Origin of the sequence: Paenibacillus sp. FSL R7-0302, from assembly GCF_038006885.1 — a bacterium.
Classification (GTDB): Bacteria; Bacillota; Bacilli; order Paenibacillales; family Paenibacillaceae; genus Paenibacillus_AQ.
Genome location: NZ_JBBOWB010000001.1, coordinates 250,478 through 275,199, shown reverse-complemented (window position 1 = coordinate 275,199; position 24,722 = coordinate 250,478). Strand labels below are relative to the sequence as shown.

The 24,722-nt window shown below is 53.9% G+C and carries 22 protein-coding genes and 1 pseudogene; 4 read left to right on the top strand and 19 right to left on the bottom strand.

Going from position 1 to position 24,722, the window contains the following annotated elements; all coding sequences use genetic code 11:
• Positions 1 to 7 precede the first annotated feature (7 nt).
• The 7 genes from MKY96_RS01185 to MKY96_RS01155 all read right to left on the bottom strand — a co-directional run bounded on the left by MKY96_RS01185 (position 8) and on the right by MKY96_RS01155 (position 12,594).
• Positions 8 to 1,630 (bottom strand): extracellular solute-binding protein, encoded by a 1,623-nt coding sequence (locus MKY96_RS01185; RefSeq protein WP_340938046.1) that lies wholly within the window; start codon positions 1,628 to 1,630, stop codon positions 8 to 10.
• 41 nt (positions 1,631 to 1,671) lie between these two features.
• A complete protein-coding gene (locus tag MKY96_RS01180) occupies positions 1,672 to 4,914 on the bottom strand; it encodes a DUF6259 domain-containing protein (protein WP_340938045.1) in 3,243 nt (1,080 codons plus the stop codon).
• A gap of 36 nt (positions 4,915 to 4,950) precedes the next feature.
• Positions 4,951 to 6,369, bottom strand: coding sequence for a family 43 glycosylhydrolase (locus MKY96_RS01175; RefSeq protein WP_340938044.1), 1,419 nt, complete (start codon positions 6,367 to 6,369; stop codon positions 4,951 to 4,953).
• Positions 6,370 to 6,378: 9 nt separating this feature from the next.
• A complete protein-coding gene (locus tag MKY96_RS01170; protein ID WP_340938043.1) occupies positions 6,379 to 8,022 on the bottom strand; it encodes an extracellular solute-binding protein in 1,644 nt (547 codons plus the stop codon).
• A 97-nt stretch (positions 8,023 to 8,119) separates the two neighbouring features.
• The gene (locus tag MKY96_RS01165; protein WP_340938042.1) at positions 8,120 to 9,790 is read right to left on the bottom strand and encodes a response regulator; all 1,671 of its coding nucleotides are present in this window, start codon (positions 9,788 to 9,790) and stop codon (positions 8,120 to 8,122) included.
• The gene (locus MKY96_RS01160) at positions 9,787 to 11,496 is read right to left on the bottom strand and encodes a sensor histidine kinase (RefSeq protein ID WP_340938040.1); all 1,710 of its coding nucleotides are present in this window, start codon (positions 11,494 to 11,496) and stop codon (positions 9,787 to 9,789) included. Before MKY96_RS01160 ends, MKY96_RS01165 begins: the two co-directional genes overlap by 4 nt.
• Before the next feature lie 138 nt (positions 11,497 to 11,634).
• Positions 11,635 to 12,594, bottom strand: coding sequence for an acetylxylan esterase (locus MKY96_RS01155; protein ID WP_076080495.1), 960 nt, complete (start codon positions 12,592 to 12,594; stop codon positions 11,635 to 11,637).
• Positions 12,595 to 12,694: 100 nt separating this feature from the next.
• Between MKY96_RS01155 and MKY96_RS01150 the strand changes: the two genes are divergently transcribed.
• Positions 12,695 to 13,558, top strand: coding sequence for a PocR ligand-binding domain-containing protein (locus MKY96_RS01150; protein ID WP_340938037.1), 864 nt, complete (start codon positions 12,695 to 12,697; stop codon positions 13,556 to 13,558).
• 246 nt (positions 13,559 to 13,804) lie between these two features.
• Here MKY96_RS01150 and MKY96_RS01145 read toward each other — a convergent pair whose 3' ends face one another.
• From MKY96_RS01145 to MKY96_RS01095, 11 genes are all read right to left on the bottom strand, one after another.
• Entirely contained in the window at positions 13,805 to 14,188 is a 384-nt protein-coding gene (locus MKY96_RS01145) for an ATPase (protein WP_211721149.1), read from the bottom strand.
• A 158-nt stretch (positions 14,189 to 14,346) separates the two neighbouring features.
• Positions 14,347 to 15,120: an ABC transporter permease subunit gene (locus MKY96_RS01140; RefSeq protein ID WP_340938031.1), complete on the bottom strand. Its 774-nt coding sequence runs from the start codon at positions 15,118 to 15,120 to the stop codon at positions 14,347 to 14,349.
• Positions 15,117 to 16,031, bottom strand: a complete 915-nt coding sequence (locus MKY96_RS01135; protein WP_340938029.1) for an ABC transporter ATP-binding protein — start codon at positions 16,029 to 16,031, stop codon at positions 15,117 to 15,119. Before MKY96_RS01135 ends, MKY96_RS01140 begins: the two co-directional genes overlap by 4 nt.
• Positions 16,031 to 16,228, bottom strand: coding sequence for a PLD nuclease N-terminal domain-containing protein (locus MKY96_RS01130; RefSeq protein WP_076080487.1), 198 nt, complete (start codon positions 16,226 to 16,228; stop codon positions 16,031 to 16,033). Before MKY96_RS01130 ends, MKY96_RS01135 begins: the two co-directional genes overlap by 1 nt.
• Before the next feature lie 50 nt (positions 16,229 to 16,278).
• The gene (locus tag MKY96_RS01125) at positions 16,279 to 16,506 is read right to left on the bottom strand and encodes a hypothetical protein (RefSeq protein WP_340938028.1); all 228 of its coding nucleotides are present in this window, start codon (positions 16,504 to 16,506) and stop codon (positions 16,279 to 16,281) included.
• A 2-nt stretch (positions 16,507 to 16,508) separates the two neighbouring features.
• Positions 16,509 to 16,829: a YxlC family protein gene (locus MKY96_RS01120; protein ID WP_340938026.1), complete on the bottom strand. Its 321-nt coding sequence runs from the start codon at positions 16,827 to 16,829 to the stop codon at positions 16,509 to 16,511.
• Positions 16,819 to 17,361 (bottom strand): RNA polymerase sigma factor SigY, encoded by a 543-nt coding sequence (gene sigY / locus MKY96_RS01115; protein WP_340938024.1) that lies wholly within the window; start codon positions 17,359 to 17,361, stop codon positions 16,819 to 16,821. The genes MKY96_RS01120 and sigY overlap by 11 nt, the downstream gene beginning before the upstream one ends.
• Positions 17,362 to 17,419: 58 nt before the next feature.
• The gene (locus MKY96_RS01110; RefSeq protein WP_036726218.1) at positions 17,420 to 17,626 is read right to left on the bottom strand and encodes a hypothetical protein; all 207 of its coding nucleotides are present in this window, start codon (positions 17,624 to 17,626) and stop codon (positions 17,420 to 17,422) included.
• A gap of 217 nt (positions 17,627 to 17,843) precedes the next feature.
• Entirely contained in the window at positions 17,844 to 18,473 is a 630-nt protein-coding gene (locus MKY96_RS01105) for an MBL fold metallo-hydrolase (RefSeq protein ID WP_340938021.1), read from the bottom strand.
• 5 nt (positions 18,474 to 18,478) lie between these two features.
• On the bottom strand, positions 18,479 to 19,045 hold the full coding sequence (locus tag MKY96_RS01100) for a thioredoxin family protein (RefSeq protein WP_340938019.1): 567 nt from the start codon (positions 19,043 to 19,045) through the stop codon (positions 18,479 to 18,481).
• Entirely contained in the window at positions 19,042 to 19,656 is a 615-nt protein-coding gene (locus MKY96_RS01095; RefSeq protein WP_036726220.1) for a DedA family protein, read from the bottom strand. The genes MKY96_RS01100 and MKY96_RS01095 overlap by 4 nt, the downstream gene beginning before the upstream one ends.
• Before the next feature lie 244 nt (positions 19,657 to 19,900).
• Here MKY96_RS01095 and MKY96_RS01090 point away from each other — a divergent pair.
• The 3 genes and pseudogenes from MKY96_RS01090 to MKY96_RS01080 all read left to right on the top strand — a co-directional run.
• A pseudogene (locus tag MKY96_RS01090) lies at positions 19,901 to 20,161 on the top strand (autorepressor SdpR family transcription factor); the annotation flags it as partial.
• A gap of 110 nt (positions 20,162 to 20,271) precedes the next feature.
• Positions 20,272 to 20,925: an SdpI family protein gene (locus tag MKY96_RS01085; RefSeq protein ID WP_340938018.1), complete on the top strand. Its 654-nt coding sequence runs from the start codon at positions 20,272 to 20,274 to the stop codon at positions 20,923 to 20,925.
• A 334-nt stretch (positions 20,926 to 21,259) separates the two neighbouring features.
• Complete coding sequence (locus MKY96_RS01080; RefSeq protein ID WP_340938016.1) at positions 21,260 to 22,666, top strand: transposase; 1,407 nt, start codon at positions 21,260 to 21,262, stop codon at positions 22,664 to 22,666.
• A gap of 776 nt (positions 22,667 to 23,442) precedes the next feature.
• Here the strand turns inward: MKY96_RS01080 and MKY96_RS01075 are convergent.
• Positions 23,443 to 24,666 (bottom strand): O-antigen ligase family protein, encoded by a 1,224-nt coding sequence (locus tag MKY96_RS01075; protein ID WP_340938015.1) that lies wholly within the window; start codon positions 24,664 to 24,666, stop codon positions 23,443 to 23,445.
• Positions 24,667 to 24,722: the final 56 nt, after the last annotated feature.

The window sequence follows — 24,722 nt, the reverse complement described above, 5'->3', positions numbered from 1 at the left end:
CCTTTCATCACAAGCTGGCGTTGATCTCGTCCAGAATCTGCTGGCCGCCCAGCTTGTGCCACTCGGATACGAAGGTATCGAAGGCGTCAATAGGCTCCGCACCCATGATGATCTTCGTGAAAATTTCACGTTCATAATCGCCCAGAATGCCCATCTTGTTCAGCATCGTTTCCGTGGTGCCTCCATAAGCCTGGGGAATCAGACGATCCGTGCCATAGCCCTCCACAATCGTTTTGAAGGCTTTGACCTGGTGATACTCCATATAGCCGGTCCCCTTGCCGTCCAGATAAGCTACACTCGGTTCGTATTTCCCCGTCTCGGTCAGCGCCTGATCCAGCTTGCTGGGATCGCGCTTCTCGATGGCTTCGATCAGGTATTCCAAAGATTTCACGGTGGCATCATCGGTCGTAAGGGTCCGGGCCAGAGACAAGTGCCCCTGTTCCACAATGGTCTGCCCTTTTTCGAAAGCAAAGAATTTCTTGACCTCGGGATCATTCCGGTTCGGACCGTAAGCCATCTCGTTGTAATCATTCAATAATTGGACCAGGATCTCCGGATGCTTGTAATCTTTGTTCACGGCATAGTAGCTCACCACGGTTGTACCTACATTGGCGAACACATCCTGCCCGTCGGCGCTCGGGGCCGCCACTGGAGTCCAGACCATATCCGGCTGGCCCTCCAGGCCCGTACCGTACATGTATACATTCCAGCAGCGTCCATAGCTGATGCCATATTTACCGCCGCTGACCTCCTCCGTCACCTTGGTCGTATCCTTCATGCCGAACTCCGGATCAATCAGGCCGGCCTGATACATTTCTCTGAGCTTCGCTAAGGCATTCTTCATTTCAGGCTGCACACTGCCGTAGGTGATCTTGCCGTCATCTCCTTTGAGCCAGCTCTGCGGATAGGCATGATAGCCGTTGAAGAATCCGGTGGTGGAGGTAATCCCGTCGAATAGCCAGTTACTGAATGCCAGCCCGCCGGTATCGTCGATGCCGTTGCCGTCCGGGTCCTGCTCCTTGAAGGCCTTGGCCACCGCAATCACATCATCGATGGTCTTCGGCACAGGCAGGTTCAGCTTATCCAGCCAGTCCTGCCGCACCCACAGCAGGCTGGGTTCATAGATGACCGAGGTCGTGTAAGGCAAGGCCATGAGCTTGCCGTCGAAGGTGGCCGAATCCATCGCCAGGCCGCCGTCACCGGTGAGAATCTCTTTGGTCAAATCAGAAGCATGCTCCTCGAAAACATCAGTCAGATCCGCTGTCATCCCGGCCTTTACCATGGTCTCCAGCTGGTTGGTTGAAGCTTCGATGACGATATCCGGAATTGATCCCGAGGCAATGACGATATTCAGCTTCTCATTGTATTCATTCTGCAGAGCGGTCCATTCGTGTATGACATTCAGATTGAATTTGTCTGCATAATGCCGGTACCAGATGTTGTTCGCAAAATCATCCCCTGCGGGATACCCCCACGTGGGCAGGGAATAACGGCCTACCCGCAGGTCAATGGGTTGCTTCGGATCGGCACTGGAACTGGCAGTGTCTTTGGTATTAGTATTGGCTGGAGAGCTGCAGGCTGTCAGGGCCAAAAGAACGGTGCTAATAGATAAAGCGGCAATTTTTCTCATGATTTTGCTTCCCCCTCATATTCGGTTTCTGCATGATCTCTTTATTGCACAATCAGAGCCGGCTGGCCCCAGAAGGCCCTGTCATATCCGTAGTCGCCCAAAGAATCAGTGATCAGGGTGATGATGACCGAAGTTCCGGCATATTCGGCCAGCGGGATACTGAACGGCGTCCAGGCCCCACCCGGCATGATATCCTGCGACCACTGTACCGTTCCGTTCACCGCTATGCGGAAGCCGGCGCCCTGGGAGTCAGCCGATCCGTCCTTAATGCCGGCGAATCCCTGCAGTACAGCCTGCGTGTCTGCGGGCAAATTCAAGGCATATTCAATATGCGTCTGCCCGTGCTGCGGCGGGTGGGCATCCAGCCCCTGCTTCTCAACGCCGAGTACAGAGCCGCTTCCCGGGAATCCGCCGAACGGAGACTGGGCTTGCCTTTCGCTTCCGTCCTCGAACACCAGGCTCGAATGATATGGAGCTTCGGGTAACGATAACGGCAGCTGTACAGGAGCAGACACGTTGTGAAGCAGATACACCGTACCCGAGGCAGGTGCTGTAATTTCGTAGTGATTGTTACCTAGACTTACAGACGAGGCTGCTCCGTAGCTGGATTGCACCACAGTTAAGGGCAGCGGGCTATTCACCTTGAAGCTTACGCTGCGGTTGCCGCCGTAAGTTGCAACGGCTACCGTAGGTGCCACCCATACAGCAGAATCGTTGTCCACCGTTACTCCAGGATGCGTCTCCAGCCTGAGGGTTACTTCTTTGCCTGCTAATTCCGACAAATCCAGCTCCATGGCTGTAGGTGAGGCACTTCTGCTGAACTGCTCTTCACTTAGCACCGTACGGTCCCCAGGCGCTTCTGCCTTATCCCAAGCGGATACCTTGAAGGTGACACCGTCACTGCTCGCAACGTTCTGCTCGGAGCCCAGCTGTACACCCGCTTGAAAGCTCGCAGCCGCTGCTGCGGGCAGACTGATGTCAAATTCCAGCCAGGTATGCCCGCCTTGCCACTGTCCTGCATAAGGCGGATGGGCCAGAATCCGGTCGCCCCAGTGCTGCACAGTGCCTCCTCCGGGGAAGGAGTAGGAGAATCCGCCCGTGGTAGGGAACGGGGCTTCGGTTGTATGGACAGTACCGTCTCCCAGGACCTCTCCTGCTCTCACCGGTCCTTCGTAATTCAGCAGATCTATATCCCCGGACTGAAGCTTGTCGTCCATAACGATGGTGGTGTGGGTGGACCGGCTGGACAGCCGTTTTAGCGCCACATCCTCCGGCCACTCATAGACATGGAATCCCTCGGGATCGCGGACCTGGTTCAAATACAGATACGTTTTGTCCGGGTCCAGCCCGAACAGCTTCTGTTCATCATAGAGCAGCCACCCCGGAATGCTTCCCGGCAACGGATAGGTCTCTGCCCCGTACAAATAACGCATGATGTCGGTGCCCCCGCCGGAAGGGTTCCCGTCGTAGGCGGTCAGCTTCTCGCCATAGGAATCGCGCACATATTTGGCACTGCCGCCATTAGCTGTCCTGAAAGCAAACAAAGTGGGATCTGACATATTGCTGAAATCAGCTGTAGGCTGTGCACTCTGGTACCAGGCCGCTTCATCCAGCAATTGTTCCATCAGCGGGGTAGGATTGGCGATCTGGCCCAGATTGGGTCTTGTCAGCATCGGAATAGCCCCGAGCCGGTTCTGAACAACCTTATGCCAGGCCATGAAATAATCCTCCGTGATCGGATTCGCATGATCGGGATGACCGTAAATGGTCGTATAGGGTGCAAAAATCGCTGAGCTGGCCGGAACCACCTGATTGATTTTGCTGTCATCCCACGTTCCGCTCGCGGAGAAGATGCCATAGGCATGGCGCTGCGCAAAGGACTCATACCGTGTCGTGATTTCGTTCAGGCTCTCCCCGCCCAAGGCGATATCCGGCAGCGCTTCTCTAAGCTCGCGGTGCAGGGCGATATTGCCTTGCATCATGTTGTTGCCGTCAATCAGGCCGTTGGCATCGTTATACATGAGCAGCGACTGGTCCAGGTGCAGCGCGTCCGGTCCGACCTCATTCACCAGGGCAGTCATCTTGTTAACGAAGAGTTCCCGCCACGCCTCCGCCGCCGGATTAATAACGGCGAATGAAATCTGTTCCGAGCCTGCGGTATACTCCCAGCGCTTCCGCTCCAGCGTGAACGGATCTTTCACCTGATAGGGCTGCATCTGTGTGTAATTCTCGTTGTTAAATGATGTTCCGAATATGTTTACATACAGCATCACGCGGAATCCCAGCGCCTGGGCGGCATCGATCCTGGCTGCGATATCCGGCTTAGGCTCATAATTGGGAAAATTCACATCATAGGGGTCCGCCCTCCAGCCAGGAACCACCAGCAGTGTCCGCTCTGCATCTACCCGCTGTGCAAGCTCCTCCAGCATCGGCTGGTCTTCCAGATCCGTCAGCACCGTGAATCCGATATCCTTGGCCCAATCCGGTGCGTTCGCGGAGGATTCAGACAACCCGAAGGCACCATCTGCCCAATCCCGGTACATCGCCGATCCGTTTGCCCAGTCACCGGCGTAGGCTTTAAGCCGCCAATCGGTGGATGCCGCCTTAGTCGTCTGCTGAAATGGAGCGGGCGCTTGCGTCTCTATCCCTACATAGAAGCTGCCGTTCTCATGCTTCACATGCAATGTTTTGAAGTACGCCGCATTGTCATCCGCATGAACCAGCAGCCCGCCATCCGCCCCCTGCACAAGAAACATCTGTGCCTCCCAGACATCGGGGTAGGTGAACTGGGAGAAGCCATAGGCGGCGTCCGGTGATTCGGCAGTGAGCCGGATCCCGCCCAGTGCGGGAATAATCAGATCATACGTATCCGGGATAATGAATCCCCATTGCACGCCCGATATGCCGGGCTGCTGAGTCTGCGCATACTGGCTGACAGTCAATGTACCATCATATTTACGGGCAACCGTCGTCTCCAGTTCAGCCAGCGAAGAACCTGAGCCCCAGGTGTGTTCATAAGTGACATGCCCCTTCTTCGCGGACACGGCGGAAGCTGCTGCATCATTCCACAGATTGTTCTGCGCCAGATGGCGGATACCGGTCAGCTTGCCTTCGTTGCCGCGGGCCAGATTTATCGTTCCATAGGTGAAGTCGATGGCTGCTGTGCCGGAATCAATCGTCACCTTCACATTAGCTGTATCTGCAAAACTAAGACCCGGCAGACTGCCACACAAAAGGATACACGCCACACATACCATCACTGTTCTTCTGACAACATTGATCATTACCTATCCCCTCTCTTCATCCGGATTGGAATGGACCTACATTGCAAACTGCCTGGTAATGAATTCCGCACTCCCCTCACTCACGAACAGCCCCATCCCTCCTTGCTGGAAATCGTACAGCCGCGTGCTTAACGCGAGTTCTTCGTTTACATAGACTACGCATACCTGATCCTCCAGATATATGCTTAACGAGCAGGCGGTTCCGGGCAGCAATTGCAGCGGCCGCTCCATGCCGACGGCGTAGGGGACATCTCCCTTCCTCGGCCACTGGTCAACGACAATCCGGTTCCGGCCCGGCTCCAGCCGGATCATATACCCCTGCCCGAACTCCTGATCGGTCCGCAGAACAATGCCGCAGCCCCGGGTGCCGGGAGCGAACGTTACCGTTACCTCCAGCTTGCAGGGGCCGTCCGGTAATACCCCTGCATAGGCACCGGCGAAGGAATCGGCTGCCGTAACCGCGGCCGTGCTGCCGCTGAACTTCCAGCGTCCGAGCACTTCGGTGAAGGATAAAGCGCTTTCCTCACTGAACGCAGCATTCAGGGTATCCGGCGCTTTTACAAGCAGTGCACCGTCCGCGCCCTGGACTATCTCATGCACAACCAGATGCCCGCCCCATTGCCAGGTGCCCCCGTCATGCTCATCTTCCCGTGTCGGGTTCCATCCGAATGCATAACGCCGCTCACCGTCAGTCCAGGTCTTGGCGGCATAGAATGCCCGCGTATCAAGTGCATCGTTCTCGGGCGCCAGCCAAGGCCCCTGCAGTGAGCGGCTCATCCGGTAATGCGTGACCGTACGGTCCGAGAATGTCGAGTACAGAAGGTACCACCAGTCCCCCATCCGGAACAGATCCGGGCATTCGTGAGTCGTATACAAGTAGGGAGCCCAGAACGGATCGCGTACCTCCCAGCCGGTCAAGTCCTTGGAGGCGCATAGGGCTACGCAGCCGCGGCGACCCGCGGGACCTTCCTTCAACCGGGCGGCAAGCAGCATCCAATATTCTCCCGCCTCCTCGTTCCAGAACACAAACGGATCGCGCCAGTCATGCTCCTCGTAGCTCTCCGTTGGTGCGTAGAAGGCATCCTCCGGCCGTTTCTCCCAATGTACAAAATCGCTGCTGACCGCATGCATCACTGCCTGCTGCGCCTTGCCCTCCGCCGGATAATGAAAATTGTTGCCGGTATAGAAAATATGATAAAGTCCGTCTTTCTTCAGCACGCATCCCGTATAGATATACAGGTCCTGCTCGGATACCCCGCCCCTCGGCAGAACCTCTCCGTATTCCTTGTAGTGAATAAAATCCTGGGTCCCCAGCAGAAACCAGGGCGTACCTTCACCGTGTCCTTCTCTGTCGCGCCAATCTTTCAGATACAGCAGCTTGAACTCGCCGTCTTCATAGAACGGGATAACGTCGGCCAGCCAGCCGTCTTCAGGCTTGTAGAATAATTTGCTCATGCTGCTCGTTCACTCTCCTCCATACGGTTCATTAATTTCTTCCAGGATCGCCTTACCGCCAAGCCGGTTCCAATCCGTTACGAATCTATCGAATTCATCAATGGAAACCGCACCCATAATAATTTTGGTGAAGGTTTCTTTCTCGAGTCTGTCCAGCATGGCCCACTTCTCTGTCATCGTAGGGGTCTGTCCGCCAAAGGCAGTCATCAGCAGCCGGTCGCCGCTATAGTGGTCCATGGTCGTCTCGAACCCGAAGTATTGATGGGCAACGGCCCAATTGTCCATATTCCCGGTTGTCAGGTAATCAAGAGTTGGCCCGTATTTGTCGGTTTCGGTGAGCGCATCCTTCAGCAGGCTTCCATCCTCGTTCCTGATGGCCTCGCGCAGTAACGACAACGACTCTGCCACATCCTCGTTGGATACACCGGATTGGACAAAGGACAGCCTGGAGGTGTTGATCCGTCCGCCGGCTTCTTCCACGGTAATGAATTCGCCTTCGCCGCGTCTTGCGCCATGAACCACCTCTTCATGCAGGTTCAGCATTTTCACCACTGCCTCCGGGTGCTGATAGCCTTTGCGTACTACGACATATCCGCTGGCCGAGAAGCCTACGCTGGCCTTGGCCGGCACGCCATCCACCGAAGGCACCGGATACGGCTTCCACTCCATTCCGGGGTTTTGCCGTACAGCATCCAGGAATACATAGGGATTCCAGTTGGCGCCGAACGTCATGCCGAGCTTGTTCGAGGAGATATCCTCCACCACCTGGTCGCTGTCCTTGACACCGAATTCCCGGTCCAGCTGCCCGCTCCTGTACATCTCCTGAAGCTTGCCCAGCGCACGCTTCATCTCCGGCTGAATGGAACCGTACATCACTTGACCGTTCCCGTCCTTAATCCAGGTCTGGGGATAAGCGTGATACGCATTGAAGAATCCGGTAACCGAGGCAATGCCGCCATACAGGTAATTATTGATGGCCAAGCCAAAGGTATCCTGCTGGTTGTTGCCGTCGGGATCTTGCCCCGTAAATGCATCGGCAATCGCAAACACCTCCTCCAGCGTTTTGGGCTCAGGCAGACCTAATTTGTCCAGCCAGTCCGTACGCACCCACAGCAGATTGGCTTCGTAGATCGGAGCATTGACGATGGGAATGGCCAGCAGTTTGCCGTTGAACGTAGCGGAAGCCAAGGCCGCACCGCCGTCTCCCATCTGCAGTTTTTTGGTGCGGCCGGAAGCGAAGCGCTCGTATACCGCCGTCAAATCCTCCAATTGGTCCGCATCCGCCAGCTGTTTGAGCTGGCCTGCCGAGACGGAGAACATCTCCGGCAGACTGCCCAATGCGATCAGGACATTCAGCTTGCGGCTGTACTCGCCCGGTAAGGCGGTCCAATCGTGTATAATTTCGATGCCCAGCAGCTTGCGGTACTCCCGGTACCAGATATTATCTTCAATGCTGTCACCGCCGGGATACGTCCAGGTCTGATCGACCGGACGCGCGATATGAAGCTGAATCGGCGGATCGTATTGTCCAAACGGGTAGGCCTCATATTCCACAGAGTTCAGGCTTCTGTTCGTTCCGGGACTGCTCGCGCTCAGCAGAAGCGACAGAACGATTCCATAAGACGTCAAGACTGCTAATCTCTTTCCCTTCACTTCTTATCCCCCTAATCTCGGTGGGCCGTTCGTGAAAGTTCGCCTTATTTAGCATTATTATAGGCTCGCTTCCCCTGGCCCCTCTACTCGCCGATTTTCACTTTTGATTATCCGATTTGGATAAGGTATGCCGCTCTCTGTATTCCTGGGGAGTAATGCCGGTCTCCTTCTTGAAAAAGCGGTAGAAGGATTGCTCCGTCATAAAGCCGACCGCTTTCGAAATGTCCTGAACAATCAGACTGCCGCCCTCCAGCAGCTTCCGGGCTTCAGCCAATCGGGAAGAAGCCACGTAATCCGGCAACGACTGGCCCGTTAAACGCTTATACAACCGGGTCAAGTAATACGGATTGTAGCCGACGACATCACCGATCCGGGTCAGTGACAGATCACCGGCCAAATGGTGCTCCACGTACAACCGGACGCGGGTAATCAAATCATGCTCGCGGTAGACCTGGTCATCCTGCTTTTGTTCAAACAGCTGCATGGCCAGCGCCGACAAATAATCTTCCGCGCTCTCCCAAGAAGGGTGAGCCTCACATCTTGTAAGCTTGTCCAAATCAATGGACTCTCCGATGACCTCATGCAGTTCCCAGCGGTTCATATAAGACAGCAACAAACACATGAGCGAATAGTAGATCTCCAGCTTCAGCCGGTTGTCGGTGCCACGCGCAGGGGAGGCCAAAGCTGCCAGTTTGCCGAATTCGAGAAAAAAATGCTCCTGCTGTCCGTTGTCCAAATAAGCCGCCATGGCTCCCAGCTTCCCCAATTGGCTGCTAATCTCATGATTGTGCAGCTCTGCCTGCTGCGCCTCCTCTCCAGCTTCCTTGCGCTGTTCGATCAGAACAAGCTCCTTGCCCATGCCGAGTCCCCGGCCCAGCAGCGCCTTCAGGGTGCTGAACTGCCGGGGCGCCTCCTCCCAGGGGCGAAATGCTGCACCGGCCGAGAACGACAGCCGCAGCTTCAGCAGCCGCTTGCAGCTCATGGCGATCGTCTCAAGCGTCCCATGGATGAACCGGAGCGCCCGCGCCCTGTCCTCCGAAGCGTCTGCCATAGGCTGCAGCAGCCACAGCAGCTTGTTCTTCTCATAACGCAGACTGAGGCAGCGCACGGAGGGGAGCCAATATTCTTCGGCAATATTCCGGATAGCGTACAGCATCAGCTCCCTGTCTGCTACACTAAGCTCGTCCCGCCAATCGTCCACACGCCCGATCGTGAGCAGTACGCCGCGGGCGGCATCCAGCGGACACTCCAGCTCCTGGAATTTATGTGCAAGCTGGCTTACGCCCGGGCTATCCCCCTGCATCAGCTCCAGCAAATAATCGCCCAGCAGCAGCGGACGGACAAGCTGTAGCTGCCGGTGCGCGCGCTCGATCAGCTCCTCTGCTTCCACCGCCGCATCCAATTGCGCAGCGGCCTGCTCCACAGCGTGAAGAATCGCTTCCTCGCCTTCTGTCTTCAACAGGTAGTCCACCCCGCCGCCACGCATGACTTGCTGTATATAATCAAATTCGTTATATCCGCTCAAAAAAATAATTTTGCACCACGGCCAGTGACGTCTGATTTCCTGCTGCAGCTCCAGCCCGTCCATTCCCGGCATACGGATATCGGACAATACAATATCGAACTTCATCTTTCCGAGCTGCTCCAGTGCCTCCGCAGCGGAATACGCACCGTATACCTCCAGCTCCAGCTTGTCCCAATGCCCGAACAGATCAAGCAGGTTCCGTACAATCCACCTTTCATTATCGACAATCAGCAGTCTGATCATGGCTGTCTCCCTTCTTCCCGTCTTATCATCAGCAGCACCTTCAATCCGCCCAGCCCGCTGCGTGACACCTCAATTCCGAACGCCGGACCATAGTTCAACTGAAGCCGGCGGTGCACATTGAGGATTCCTGTCGTCTCCATGGCTTCTTCAGCAAGAGCCAGCGTGCTGCGCAGCGCATTCAGCTGTTCATCGTCCAGCGATTCGCCGTTGTCTTCCACCCCGATGACCAGCCGGTCCGCCTCTTCCTCCCGGAAGGTTACCCGCAGCATCCCTTCAGCCAGCTTGTTCTCCAGCCCGTGGGCATAAGCATTCTCAATTAATGGCTGGACAATGAGCCGAGGCACCATGGAAGCCTCCCACCCCTGCGGTATGGGCTCCAGTTCGGCTGTGACCGTACCGGCGAAGCGTATATTCTGAATCTCCACATAAGACCATGCGTGCTTCATCTCGGCAAGCAGACTGACCTGTTCTGCTCCACTACGTGTAATAAACTGAAAATAGCCGCTGAGATGGTGAAGCATCCGCTCAGCTACTTCATGTTCCCTCATACGAACGAGACCCTGCAGAATGAAGAAGGTGTTGTAGAAAAAATGGGGGTTAATCTGCGATTGCAATTGCTTAAGCTCGGATTGCTGGGATCTGATTCTCTGCTCATACACCTCATGAATCAACTCCTGAATCCGCTCCAGCATATGGTTGAAGTGGTTATATACATAATTGAATTCATCCTGATTACCGTGATACAGCCTGACACTCAGATCACCCATCTCCACTCTCCGGAAGGAAGTAATCAGCCGCCTCATCGGCTTATGAATAAACCTGTATATCCAGTAAGAGAAAACTACGGCGAGCAGCAAAGCGACCAGCGACTCTCCCCAAATCCAGTTGCGGTGCTTGTTCAGCGGCTGGAGAACCGTTTCCGCAGGGACAAACACGGCCAAAGTCGTTCCCAGCAGCGGTGAATATTCACTGGCTCCAAAATAATCAATGCCTGCTGACTCCAGCCGGTATTGGCCGGACTCGCCGCTGTCGTCGAGCAATTCTCCCCGCAGTGCTTCCCCGAACGCAGCAAGCAGCGAGTCCTCCACACCGGAGGCAATCTGCCACTGACCGCCGGTGTCCATCCATACAGCTCCTCCGCCCTCCCCCTCCGCCATGCTGGAGAGTGAGCGGAGAATCTCCGGGCGTGACAGCTCAATTTCGATGGCCAGCACAGGCGCCCGGCCGGCGTACACCGCATCGGGGTACACGCCGCTCATCAGCAGCTTCCCGCCCATGCCGAAGATCGGTGATTTCATGTGGGCCGGGTTCAGAATGTCCTCCAGTTCTTCAAGCGGCATCGCGCTGTCGAAATTGTTGGCATTGATGCTTCGGTCCAGGGAAGGAATATACAGCTTAACGTTCTCCACGAACGGGCTGGAGCTTTTGAGCAAATACAATTTACTCTTGGCGGATAACAAGGCGCGGGTCCGTTCATAATCGTTCAACTGGTTCGGAACCGTCGCCAGCAAGAGCAAATCATCGTCATTGACATACTCCAGCTTCAGCCGCGTAAGACGGGTAAGCTCTGTCTCCAGCGAAGTCAGATAGAAGTGGACACGGCTGGCCATGGATTCGGATATTTGCTTCTGGACAACCTCCTGTCCGGATTGATTCATGACCAGACCCCACAGGTAGAGCGGAATAATGACAAGCAAGAAAGCCATAACAAGTTTGGGATAAATTGAAAGCGTTCTCATAAATCTGATCAACAGCATCTCTCTCCTTCCACAAGCCTCCCCTGTAGTCCCATCATACCTCTGCAGCAGGCCCTTAAACAATAATAAAGAGAGGCTGTTAGCCTCTCACATTTCAAGCAGAAATTGTATGGTCTTGTCCTCGAAGCCCGGCAGCCGTTCATGGATAAAATCGGGATAGATCTCCAGTTTTTTGTCGCAGCGGAGGCGGTTATAGGCGGCGAATTGCGTCGAAGGCGGACACACCGTATCCAGTAATCCTACCCCCATCATCACTTTCCCGCTGATCCTGTCCGCCAGGTGTTGAACATCAATATAGCCGAGCCGTTCAAAAATCTCATCCTCCCGCAGGTGCTGGGGATCGCGGTGACGGAAAAACGTCCGCAGTTCCTCGTAGGCATCTCGGGCCAGGTCCATTTCCCATACCCGTTTATAATCACACAGGAACGGAACACTGGGTGCAGCCCGGTTGATCCGCGGCTCAAGCGCCGCACAGGCCAGCGCCAGCCCCCCTCCCTGCGATCCGCCGATGGCACCGACGCGGGCGGCATCCACTTCCGGCATGTCCATTACAATTCCAGCCAGCTGCGCCGCATCAAGATAGATCTGCCGGAACAGCAGCCGTTCGGCCGCATCATCCAGTCCGCGGATCAGATGCCCTTTAAATGTAGTTCCTTTGACCCCGCCAATATCTTCGGACAGTCCTCCCTGGCCTCTGCAATCCAATGTGGCTATAGTAAAGCCCAAGGAAGCATAGATCAGCTTGTCGGCCCAGTCATCCGAATGGTGGGCGTACCCATGGAACTGCACGACCGCGGGGTGCGGACCGGCAACATGCTTCGGCTTGATCAGCTTCGCGTGGATACGCGCTCCGCCTGTCCCTGTAAAATACAAATGGAAGCATTCGGCGAATGGAACCTGAAATTCGCTCCTCACCAGTTCAACGCAGGCATCCGTATTTCTCATCTCTTGCAGTGCCTGCTCCCAATAAGCCTCGAAGTTGGCCGGACGGGGATTCCGTCCCTCATAAGTTAATAATTGCTCTAGCGGCATATCAATTAGCGGCATTAAAAAGCACCTCCGTCACTCTTTGTTTGTGTGTCCTATATCAAATACAGTACAATGTTGCCAGCAACGCAGATCCACCGGAAGAAGAGGAGGCCGCACCATGAGCTTGTTGTTCAACCTGCCCGAAGTCAAGGAATTACTGCGCAATTTCTATACATTGACCGGTATTCGCACCGTGATTTTCGACAATTCCTTCACTGAGCTAGCTGCCTATCCCACCCGCCATTCGACATATTGCCATATCATCCGCAGTGATCCGCGCGCGGAGGCCCAGTGCATCCTCTGTGACCAGGCAGCCTGCACCCAAGTGAAAAAGGAGAAAACCCTTTACACCTATCAATGTCATGCCGGACTTACCGAAACGGTGGTTCCTATTCAAACGGACAATCAGGTCATCGGATATATTATGTTCGGCCAATTGCTGCAGACGGGGTCCCGCGATGAGTTATGGGAGAAGGTCTGTGAGAATTTAAGCCCCTATAATGTGGATATGAACAAACTATACAGCGCCTTCCAGCGCAAAAAATACATCTCCAAGGAAGTCATTGATGCTTACGCCAAAACCATGGAGATGAGCGCCAGCTACCTGTATCTATCCCGGATGCTGGTGCTGAAGGAGGATACGCTGGCACTAAAGATCGAGGGTTATATTACAGAGCATATTAAGGAACCGCTGTCCGTTCCCGTTCTGTGCAAAGAATTCAGCATCAGCAAATCCCATCTCTACAAGCTCTCGGAGCAGAATTTTGGCATGGGCATGGCGGAATATATCCGTAGCCTCCGTATCCAAATGGCCAAAAGGCTGCTGGGTGACACCGATAGTCCGATTTACGAAATTGCGGAGCAGGTCGGCATTCCCGATTATAATTACTTTACCAAAGCCTTTAAAAGGGTCACCGGCACATTGCCCAGAGTCTACCGTAAAGAAAACACGTTACAAGGACGCACTCTGGACCGGTTCTGATTGCACCCGTGTGGAAGCGTATACAGCAAAGTAGGGCCATGGCAGCTTCCTGCAATAGCCACTGTTCATCACCCCCGGCCTATAGCAATATTGCCCTGCTCTTTGCTGATCTTATCATCCGGTCCATAGACCGAAATAGTAATAATCGTCTCAAATAATAGTCATTTTGTTCTCGAAGGTGTGCACTCCAAACGGCGTGCCTGGCTTGTCACGGACAAAAAAAAGCCGGCATTCGCCGGCTCTTACTTAAATCCAAGCGCGAAGATTCACCTGCTTGATGAAATCCGCCTGGGACAAACTCTCTTGGGATGCAGCCTCTATCTCTTCAACCTCAACTTCTTCACCGTTCATCAGATGATGAAACAGCTTCTCGTTGTACGTTGACAGTGCATAATCTATCAGCGCTTCGTGCGTGGCTCGTTCAGCTTCCAGTACCAGCAATTGTTCTTCAGCCTCAATATCCTCTGCCGTAACATAGAAATTTCTATTGGCCTCGGGAACACGAATGACATAATCAAACGCATTATCTGGATTGCGGTCGTAAGCTATAAGGTAACCATAGTCTCCGATAGGAAGACTCTGCTCAAAAGCGTCCGCGACAATGACAATCTTCTCTCCTAAACGCAGCATCGTCCTACCTCCTGACCAAAATCTATCATGATTCTGCTTGTTTCAACAGTCTACTAAAAAAAAATAGAGCTGTCCAGTCGCAGGAGAGTAGTCGAATGAATTTCCGCAGAAAATACTCTGAAAATTCTTGAAAGATCGCATACTTATTGCAAAGCTCGCTAGATTGGCAATTTATTCCTCCCAGCCAGCAGTGAGGCACCGGCAATACAAATAATAATCAGGAGCACTGCGGAGACAATGGGCGCCAAGCTCACTCCGGTGCCTCCATCTGCAAGCACACCGGCAGACATTCCCGGCAGAGAAGCAGGCATCCAGTTCAGCTTAACTGGCAACAGGCCATGAACGAGGCTCATGACCGCTGCCAGCAGGAGAGATAGGCCCGCAGCAGCAGGCCCGCGCAACCAGGCACTGAAGAGCAGCGTAAGCGACACCGCACAGAGCAGCCACAGTGCATACAGTCCGGATGCTGCAATCACATCCCGCCAGGATAAAGCCCCCATAAGCTGTACTGTATAATAAGCCGCTCCTGCTGCCCCCAGCCCAATTGCAATAACCAGCACTGTGAAGTTCGCGGTCCATTTGGCTGCAACAACGGATATAGAGGAGACCGGCTTCGCCATTAACAGTTCAGAGGTGCCGCTGCTGCGCTCTCCTGCCAGGCTGTTCATCGTTCCCAGCACCAGAATCAGCATCCCAATTGTTCCATACTGGCCCAGGGCCTGAGCCATTACAGAGGACGCGGCCGGTCTCTCCATATTCTCCATCAATCCAGCCGGAACATTGGAAGACAACGCTAGGATATCCGCCATATAAAAGCTGACCAGCGGCTGCATAATTCCCAGAACAATAAACACCACCGGAATCCAAATCAGCTTATAGCTGCGCACACTCTCCAGCATCTCCTTCAAATACAGAGCCCAAAGCTTCCTCATGTTCCCACCACCTTCATGAACAGGTCCTCCAGTGTTGATGAGCCTGCTTCAAATTGCAGCAGCGGAATATCCAGCTCCACAGCTTCCTGCAAGAGCGTCCGGCGGGCGAGTTCTACATCTGTGACGTTGAACACGGCCTTGCCATCCGAAATTAGCGCTTCTTCAATAAAATCCTTGTGTCTAAGCGCTTCAAGCCAGCGGATAGCCGAATCCTCCTTCCCTGTAGTGAGTCGGATTACCGGCAGGCTGTACTCTGCGCGGAGACTGGACAAGGTTCCTTGAACGGCTATAGTCCCCTTGTTCATCAATATGACATCGTCGCATATCTCTTCCGCATCATGCAGCACATGTGTGGAGAAAATAACAGTTGTCTCCTCCCGGATGTCCCTAAGCAGCTCCATGACTTCCCGGCGTCCGATAGGATCAAGCGCGGAGACAGGCTCATCCAGCAAAAGCAGGCGCGGTCGGTGTACCAGGGCCTGGCCCAGCCCGAGGCGCTGCTTCATTCCCCCGGAATAACCGCCAATCCGCCGCCGTGCCGCAGAGCCTAGTCCCACACGCTCCAGCACAGCGCCCGATGCCGCCGCAGCCTCCCGTGCACTCATGCCGCTCATCCTGGCAGCAAATAAGATGTATTCGTGCCCGCTCATCCAGTTGTAAAAAGCCGGGGCTTGGGGAAGATAGCCCAAATACTGACGGTAATCCGTCCCCGGAGAGCTCCCGCCAAAAGTGATCGTTCCGGCAGACTGCGTCAGAAGACCGGCAAGCATACGCAGCGTTGTAGTCTTCCCGGCTCCATTGGGTCCGAGCAGCGCGACACAGCGTCCTGCTTCAATATCAAAGCTGATGCCGTTCACCGAGGGATGCCCCTTAAAGCTCTTGTGAAGATCCTTGACCTCAAGCAGCGGCATCAGAATTCTTTCCTTCCCAGTGTGAAATAAGCCACGCTGCCCAGCAGGTTGCCAAAAATCAGGAACAGAACCCACATCCATTTCGGTCCGCGTACTTGCTCTGTCTTGCTCAATGAAATCAGACCGATGATTGCCAGCACTACCTGCAGTGCAAGCAGCGGCCCAATCAAACCCCAATTCAAATTCAATTCATTCATAGCCATATCCTCCCTTATCTCCCGTATCTCCCGGACAATGGGCTATAGTCTCAGCGGTTCCTTCCAGCCTTCCGTTTGCGCTTATCTGGAAGAACTACAAACAGCAGGTAACATACTGCCGGTGACGGTGCACCGGTAAGTCCCCAGATTCCCCAGAACCAAGCCTTCATCCCCTGACCTCTGTCCCTGGCATCACGGAACAGCCAGGTTCCCTGCAGCAGCAGCACAGCTGCAAGTATTATCCAAATCCAAACAGGTATCTCCTGCAGCTCCTTCACGCTTATGATTCCTCCCGCCCGTGTCTGATCCGCGCTGCTCCCAGGCTGCCAAGTGCGCTCAGAATGAACACTGCCTGCAGACTCCAATACAGCACCGGCGCCGTACTTAGAATAGAAATCACTATGGTAACCAGCACAAGAGCCACTAGAATGAATAGCAGCAGTTCCTTACGGTGCCGCTTCCTCCGGCGGACAGCTTCCCCGGCAATTAGCTGCTCCAGCTCCGGCAAGGAGGGCGGAGTAACATCGGCATACAGCATATCCAGGTGATCCAGCTCTGCGGACAGCTTATCCAGCAGCTCCTCGTCACTCTTAAACCTCATCCTCATTCAGCTCCTTTCGCAGTTGACCCAGTCCGGCAGCTACCCGTGATTTGACCGTTCCGGAAGGGATCTCCAGCATCTCCCCGATCTCATCGTAGCTGTATCCGTAATAATGCTTCAGCAGCACAGCTATCCTATGCGCAGTGGATAGGCGCGACAAGGCATCTAGCACTTCACTCCACTCCATATTCCGGCTCTCAAAGCTCCAGCGTACCCTGCGGTTCCCCTGCTCCTGCATCTGCCCTTCCCGCCACTGTGCCTCCCGGCTCCAGCGCCGCTTACGGTCAATGTACAACCGGCTGCCAATGGTGATCAGCCAAGAAGAGAATGCCGAGGTCCCATTATAAGTCCCGATCTTCTCCATGCATCTGACCATCGTGTCCTGAGCAATCTCTTCGGCAAGCAAAGGGTCAAGTGTCGCTTTGATCAGATACTTGTACAGGAAGGGATAATGCTCCCGCAGCAGCACGGCCAGTGCAGCAGCGTCACCCTGCTGTGCCTGGCTGATGATCTCCAGCGTCCTGTCGCCCATAGCCCCTCCCCTTATCTCTTCTGTCACACCTGTAATACGTCTATGTAATAGTTATCGTTCATTCCGAGTCGGAATTATTCTGCAGCTCCCACAGTCTGCGTCTCCATGGCTGAATAGCCCCCTTGCCTCCCGGAAAGCTCCAGAACAGCGTATACTTAGTATCACTCTTCCCGGCCAGATCATTCACTTCATTCCGCTCCGCTATCAATGAATCTTTCGCTTCTAACTCCCCGTAATCCAACTGGCAATGCATATTATCCTTCATTCTGCTTCCCCCAATAAAATTCATATCTATAGGCAAAAAAAAGAACGCAAACCGGGATTATTCCACAGTCTGCGTGCTTCGCGAGGTAAATGTTACATTTAATTAACCATATTGTAACAATCCGGCCCCGGCTTGTCTACCTCTAATTTCCCGGTTTGTGTCAAATCCGGCCAAAAGATGTCGTTACACGGCAAACGGAAACGGCTTGGGCGTCCTCTTACATCGGGACATAAGGGTTGTGAAGCTTCTCATAGCCGATGGAGGTTCGCGGACCATGTCCGGGGAACACTCTCACTTCCTCATCCAGCCGGTAGAGCTTGCCGCGGATCGAGTCAATCAGATCCCGTTCTCTGCCGCCCGGAAGATCGGTACGTCCCACTCCCATTTTGAACAAGACATCACCGGCGAACAAATCATTCCCGCATAAAAAGCTGACGCTGCCCGGTGAATGTCCCGGCGTATGCAGCACCCGGAAAGAAAGGCCCAGCAGCTTCAGAATCTGGCCTTCCGCCAGATCGTATTCTGCCGGATCTGTGCTGATGGGAGGCGTGGTATCAGGCCACATCAAGGAGCCGTTCAGCTTCGGGCTGCCCAGCCACTCGCTCTCCAGCGGATGGATATAGACCGGGCAATTCTTCGCTTTGCGGACCTCGTCCAGTCCGGCAATATGGTCGAAATGGGCATGCGTCAGCAGAATCGCTTCAATCTCCATTCCCTCAGCACCGCGCAGAAGACCCGCAGGATTAGCACCCGGATCAATGATGACACCGCGCTTAGGATCTGCCCCCGTCAGAAGGTAGGCATTGGTCTGGAGTGCTCCCAGATTATAAGAACGAATATTAAGCATCGGCATTAGAATCCGGAGATCAGAGCGCGCAGCTCTTTGGCGATAACTGCGTGTGATTCCGTTCCTTCTCCGTAGGCTTGCCCCATTGCTTTGCGCACTTCGGTAATTTTGCTGTCATAGTCCGCTGCTTCGCGGTCCGGGTTCTCCCGTTTGAATTCTCTCATCAGGGTCTGGACATGCTCCGGACGCGGCCCCCACTGTCCCAGTACATAACCTCCGGTGTCCGCAAAAATCACGATGGGAACAGAACGGCCGCCCATGGTCAGGAAGTTGTCCATCAGCTCCTGGTTCTCTTCGAGAATCAGCACTTCCGTCTTGATACCCGCAGTCTCCAGAATCCGGAAGACCACTGGGACATTGCGGACCACATCTCCGCACCAGTCCGCAGCCAGAATCAGCACACGCAGATCATCACGGTGATTCAGACTCTCGAAATATTCGCGGTCACTCTCGTCTTCCCAGGTGAACTTCTCATACCAGGATTCAAAAGCCTGCTGGTTCTTCGTCATGGCTTCCACGAACTGGCGCGGAGTCAAACCTTGGCCAAATTTGGATGCTACATTCTGCTTCATACTGCACTACCCTTCTTTTTGGATTTGTACCACTTGAACAGGAAATACAGAATAATTACCGCAATAGCGCCAAGAAGAATCTCATGAGTGTACTTGGCTGCGACCTCATCAATGGTCTCCCACTTGTCTCCAAGCGTATACCCCAGATAGACAAACAACGCGCTCCATGGAATGACTGCAAGGGTTGTCAGCAAAGTGAATTTGCCCAGCGGCATGCGGGAAATACCGGCCGGGACCGATATGGCATGGCGGACAACCGGGATAAAGCGGGCTGTGAAAATCACACCGGTTCCATACTTCTGAAACCATTCTTCAGAGTGGTCAATATGCTTTTTGGAGATGAAAATGTACTTGCCGTACTTCTCCAGCACAGGTCTGCCGCCATAACGGCCAATCCAATAAACAAAGATCTGGGCGATCACTCCCCCGACGGTACCGAACAGCACGGCGCCAAAAAAGTTAATATCGCCTTGTGAGACCAAATAGCCGCCAAAAGCCAGGACAATCTCACTTGGAATGACTTCAATCATGAGCCCGATCATAATCCCAAAGTAGCCCAGAGACTGAATCCATTCAAACAAATGTGAAATGACATCAGATATAAAGTGCACTGCAGGTCTCCTCCCGTATGGCGTAATAGCCTGGTATTCTGCTGGCAGAACCCATCTGCTTAGCCGCTCTATGTATCCAGCTTCTCCTAGCCTATTCTAGCATATGCAGGCTTACGACTTCTACTTAAGGAATATGAACAACCCCCTCCTGAAACAGATGTGAGTTTCTGTATTGACGAAGATTGGAATCGAGTCATATTATATATTTAGATAATTATTTAAATATCGAAAGGAGGACATGGAGTTGAATGAATCGTTCAAAGCGCTCGCCGACCCGACCCGGAGACAAATTCTCCGGTTATTGCGTGAAAAGGACCGGACGGCCGGGGAAATCGCCGATTTTTTCAATATGACGAAACCCAGCATCTCTCACCACCTCAATGCGCTCAAGCACGCCGGGCTGGTGCAGGACGAACGTAACGGGCAATTCATCGTCTATTCGCTGGACTCCACGGTACTTGAAGAGGTGCTTGGCTGGTTCCTGGAATTGACGGGTACGGGCAAGAGCAGTACGGACAGCAAACCGGAGGTTCAGACGGATGCTAACCCAAAGGGCTTGCGGGCTAAGGGGAAAAGTGGTCCGGGCACTATTAAACATACGGAGGATGAATCTTGATGAAGAATTTCACATGGAAATGGCAGGATACGCTGGTTGTCATTCTTGGGTTTCTCTCACTGGGCTATGCGCTGGTGAATTACGGCAGGCTGCCGGATCAGCTGCCCGCTCAATTCAGTATAACCGGCAAGGTCAATACTTACTGGAGCAAGGGTTCGGTTATTGCCTTGTTCTCTTTTATGGGCTTGATTTTTCCGCTCGCTACGCAGTTCATTCGCAATATTGACCCCAAGGGAGAGAATTACAATAAGTTCCCGGGGGCTTACAAAATGGTCCGTCTCACCGTTGCCGTCATCTGTGATGCCGCCCTTGTCCTGTCGGTCAGTTATGGGCTGGATGTGCAATTTCCTGCCGGAAAATGGGCTACTGTAAGCATAGGGCTGCTGCTGGCTGTAATCGGAAATTTCCTGCCGCAGATCAGGGATAATTATTTCACGGGAGTCCGCACGCCTTGGACGCTGCATAACCCTGCCGTATGGCGGAGAACCCACCGTTTCTCCGGAAGAATGTGGGTGACCGGCGGTCTGCTGATTGCGCTTGCAGCCTTCATGCCCGCTACGCTGTCGATCAGCATGATCATCACCGCTCTGGTAATCATGACTATTGTCCCTATTGTGTACTCATGGCTGATCTCACGGCATGTTAAAGCCTGAGACTAGTCGGGGGATGGCTCGGGGGATGGGAAGACAACGGGCAGTCCTAGTATAGCAGTCATTCGGATGCTGCAGGCGCTGGATCGATAGTAACTGCATTTTGTACAATGGAATACTGTAAAAAAGGCTTCGAAATAGAATCTATTGTATTCGGGAGACAATTTCATAATTCAAAACCCTTGCTATACCTGGTTTTTTTGAGCATAGAAAAAGGAGTACCTCCCCAAATTCTCGAAGTTATAGGCGACGAAACCAACACCCGAGAAGAAAAGAGGTAATCCCCATCTATTCTATTCGACAAGAAGAACTGTTTTCCTTCGAGGAATTGCTCCAAATGAGTCCAGAAGATAAATACAGCCAAATCTTTGAACACTTACATTTAGCTCCAGTTCTGTTCGCACTAGGGAAAAAGAGCCATCGCGGACGGCCTGAAAAATTAAATGTACCTGCCATGATCTACTCGCTGCTGATTGCAAAAATGGAGAACATCGAGTTTGTCTCTGCCTTGGTCCGGCGACTGAATCATAGCAACGAATTTCGAGTCCAGTGCCGGTTCACCGGCTCGGATAACATTCCAAGTCAGGCCTCCTATTCCCGTTTGATTCATGCGCTGGAGCAAACGGGAATGCTGGAACAACTTCAGGATCGCCTAGTCACGTCTGCCCTAGAAGAAGGCTTTGTGAGCGGAACCCATCTGGCTGTGGATTCCTCCATGGTCGAGGCTTGGGATTGCCAATTTAGCGAATCGGCCTCCAAGCGTCGTGCGGCTCGCCGGGGGCAAAAGAAAGGCGAAGCTTCGGTGGCCGAGCAAATTCAGCTCGAACATCCCGAGCCTGAGCCTAAGGTGGCGAACGAGCCGCTGAAGAAACCCAGATATAGCAAGCCCGGCCGTCCATCCCAGGCGGAAAAGGAACGTCGGCGCGAGGAAATGGAAGCCTATGAACAAAGTCTCGGACCGTTCCAGAAAACCATTGAAGCGATGTTGCCGTACCCGTACGATGAACTACTGACCGCGTTGCCCCGGCATGCTGCGCGTTGTGACAAGAAAAATACGAAGGGCCGAATGACCAGCTATTACGGGTTCAAGGCGAATCTGCTGGTCGACACGGACAGCCAGTATATCCTCAGCGGCCTCTTTAGTTCGGCCAATCCGAATGACCAGCGTATGGCGGTCGTCCTTCTCAAAGGCCTGCTCCTGAAGTTTCCGATGCTAAAGGTCAGGCATATCTTGGGCGACAAGGGGTACGATTGCGCGGCGGTCTACCAGCTGATTCATTCGCTCGGCGCCTATCCTGCGATTTCCCTGATTCACCACAAAGACCCGCCTGCGGGAATGAATCTGGATTACACGCCGGTGTGCGCTCAAGGGCATGCGTACCGTTACGACAGTTTTGATGCCAAATATGAGACCCTGAAGTACACCCGGCCTAGTGAATGCAAAGGCTGTGCGCTTTCCGGTACCGAATGCCAAAAAGTGTTTAAAATTCGAATCCAAACGGATTTGCGTTTACACACCTATCCCGCCAGAGGTAGCGAAAGTTTTACAACACTGTACAAGAAGCGTACGGCCGTGGAGCGTGTATTTGCCTATCTCAAAGAGTATTTCGGGATGAAGCGCACACGCCACCGCGGTGTCCGGGCAAGTGTCGATTTCCAGCTCAGTACGCTCGCGTACAATTTGAGTAAGTTTGCGTTAGACAAATTGAACCAGCAGTTGAGGAATTCCCAGCAAATCGCCTGATTTTTTAAAAATGTGACCTTAGATTTTGGCCTAATCTTGCTATTTAACAAATTGAATTATGAAATTGACTCTTCGGTACAATTGAATGTTGAACAAAGGCCAGTTTTCACCCAAAACACAACATTCTACTGTATGAAATACAATAGAATCTCATTCTACGGCCAGTAATCCATTTTCTATTGCAGGAAATACAATCACCTTCTTGAATGCAAGAGTAGAAGGCTGCAACGGGTGCAGCATCAGTTTAAAATCAGCTCGACGTTCATGGATGTTCATGCTCAGACGTTAACACTCCTGAGGTCTTTCTTACAGTTTTAAAGCTGATGGGCTACTAGTACAGTGTCAGATTTAAAAGGGTAGATAAGCTTGTGAAACTCAGGGGTTCGTGTAATGAAACTCTATCATCCCAAAAAATCTAACGGACCGAAAAGACCTTATTCCCACGAGGACGCCACCTTTTGCAGCGTAACGGACTCAGGCGACCTTATCGTCCTTCTACGAGTCGTTTTGGAGCTGAATGGCAGGGGATATGGACCTTGCGGTCCGTTAATCGCCCAAGTGACGACTTTCTTCCCGGATAAGAGCACCTCTGTCCGTTACGCTAAGCCAAACGCCCCTAAAAACAACCCCCGCTTGGAAAAGTTGCAATTTGAAGGGGAGTTGCTTCTGCTCCACTATTTTAAAGCTGATGGGCTTCTAGGTCGAAGCTGCGGTCATTGTGCTGATAGTTTTACCTCAGTCGCGATCAAACTTCGGGTTCCATACTGAGGTACGTCTTATTTATTATTGGAGCTAAAGGCCGCCTGGGACTGTAAATGTGTTAACTCAAGATAGATCCCTTCGCTCTGCGGAAGTAAGGTGAAGCTGCGGTCATTATGCTGCGGTCCTCTGTCCTGCTCCTTGGTGGTCAGCAGGCTGTATTGCCGCAGCAGCTCTAGTCCCGCAGCCGCGCTGTCCGCCGCTATACGTCTGTCTCCCTCTGCCAAGCTGCGTTCCCCCATCTCAAGCATTCCTCTTAATGCAGCAAGCCTTCTGGCAGCATTAAAATGATCCGTCTGTTGACTGCGGCGGACCCAGTACAGCGCTTCTCCAGGATCACTGCCCCGCAGATAATTTGACGCAAGCTCCCCATGCAGAGCAACATCCCCCGGAGAGAATGACAGGCTTCGCAGGAGCAGATCAACCCCCTGCTTCTGTGGGAGCAGCCGCGATAAAGCAACCGCAGTCTGCGGCTCTCTCGGGTTCCATCTCATTGATTGCTTCAGCAGTATAATTCGTGCGGCTGGGTCATTCTCTCTGACCGCCTGCTTGAATAGAGCAGCTCCCTTCATGGCCTGGAAGGAAAGGCTGCTGTACAGGAGGGTCAGCCCACAGACAACGGTTATGCCTGCATAAACCCATAATCGGCGCGGCCGCTTCTTCGGCTTCGGCCGGCCTATCGGCTGGATGCGGTATAGCGAGTTACGCAGAGCTAGAGGGACAGACGTCCTAGCGGTCCGGCTGTTTGCTTCGGCCATTGCCCAGGCGGGCAGCAGGAGCAGCAGCAGCCAGACCAGTCCATAGCTCCAGTCGAAATCGGCTGCGCTATGCAGAATAATCACCAGCAGAGGCGGAAGCAGCCTTGGTGACGCCTTGAATACCAGCGCTCCTGCGGCCAGAAGCAGCAGGAGGACCGCAGCCAGACCCGCCATCCCGAGGTTCAGCAGGATGTCGAGGTACCCGCTGTGCACCTGGCTGCCCACGTAGGGGCGGGACTGGGCGGCAAGGTACATATGCCGCCAGGTCTCGCCCCCGCGCCCCAGCCAGGGCGCTTCTGCCGCGAGCTTCCAGGCGTCGCGGTAGAACAGCCCGCGCGCGTCGGCGTCGGTGACGGCCCGGTGATCCGCGCGCGTACCAGCAGCAGGACGGCGCTGGCCGCCGCCGTCCAGCCCGCCGCCGCCAGCGCCAGCAGGGCGGCGTGGTGCCCGCCCGCCGCACGGCAGCTGCGGCGGTGCAGCCACAGGCCGGCGAGCCACGCGCCGGCCCAGAGCCCGGCCAGCAGCAGCAGGCCGGGCAG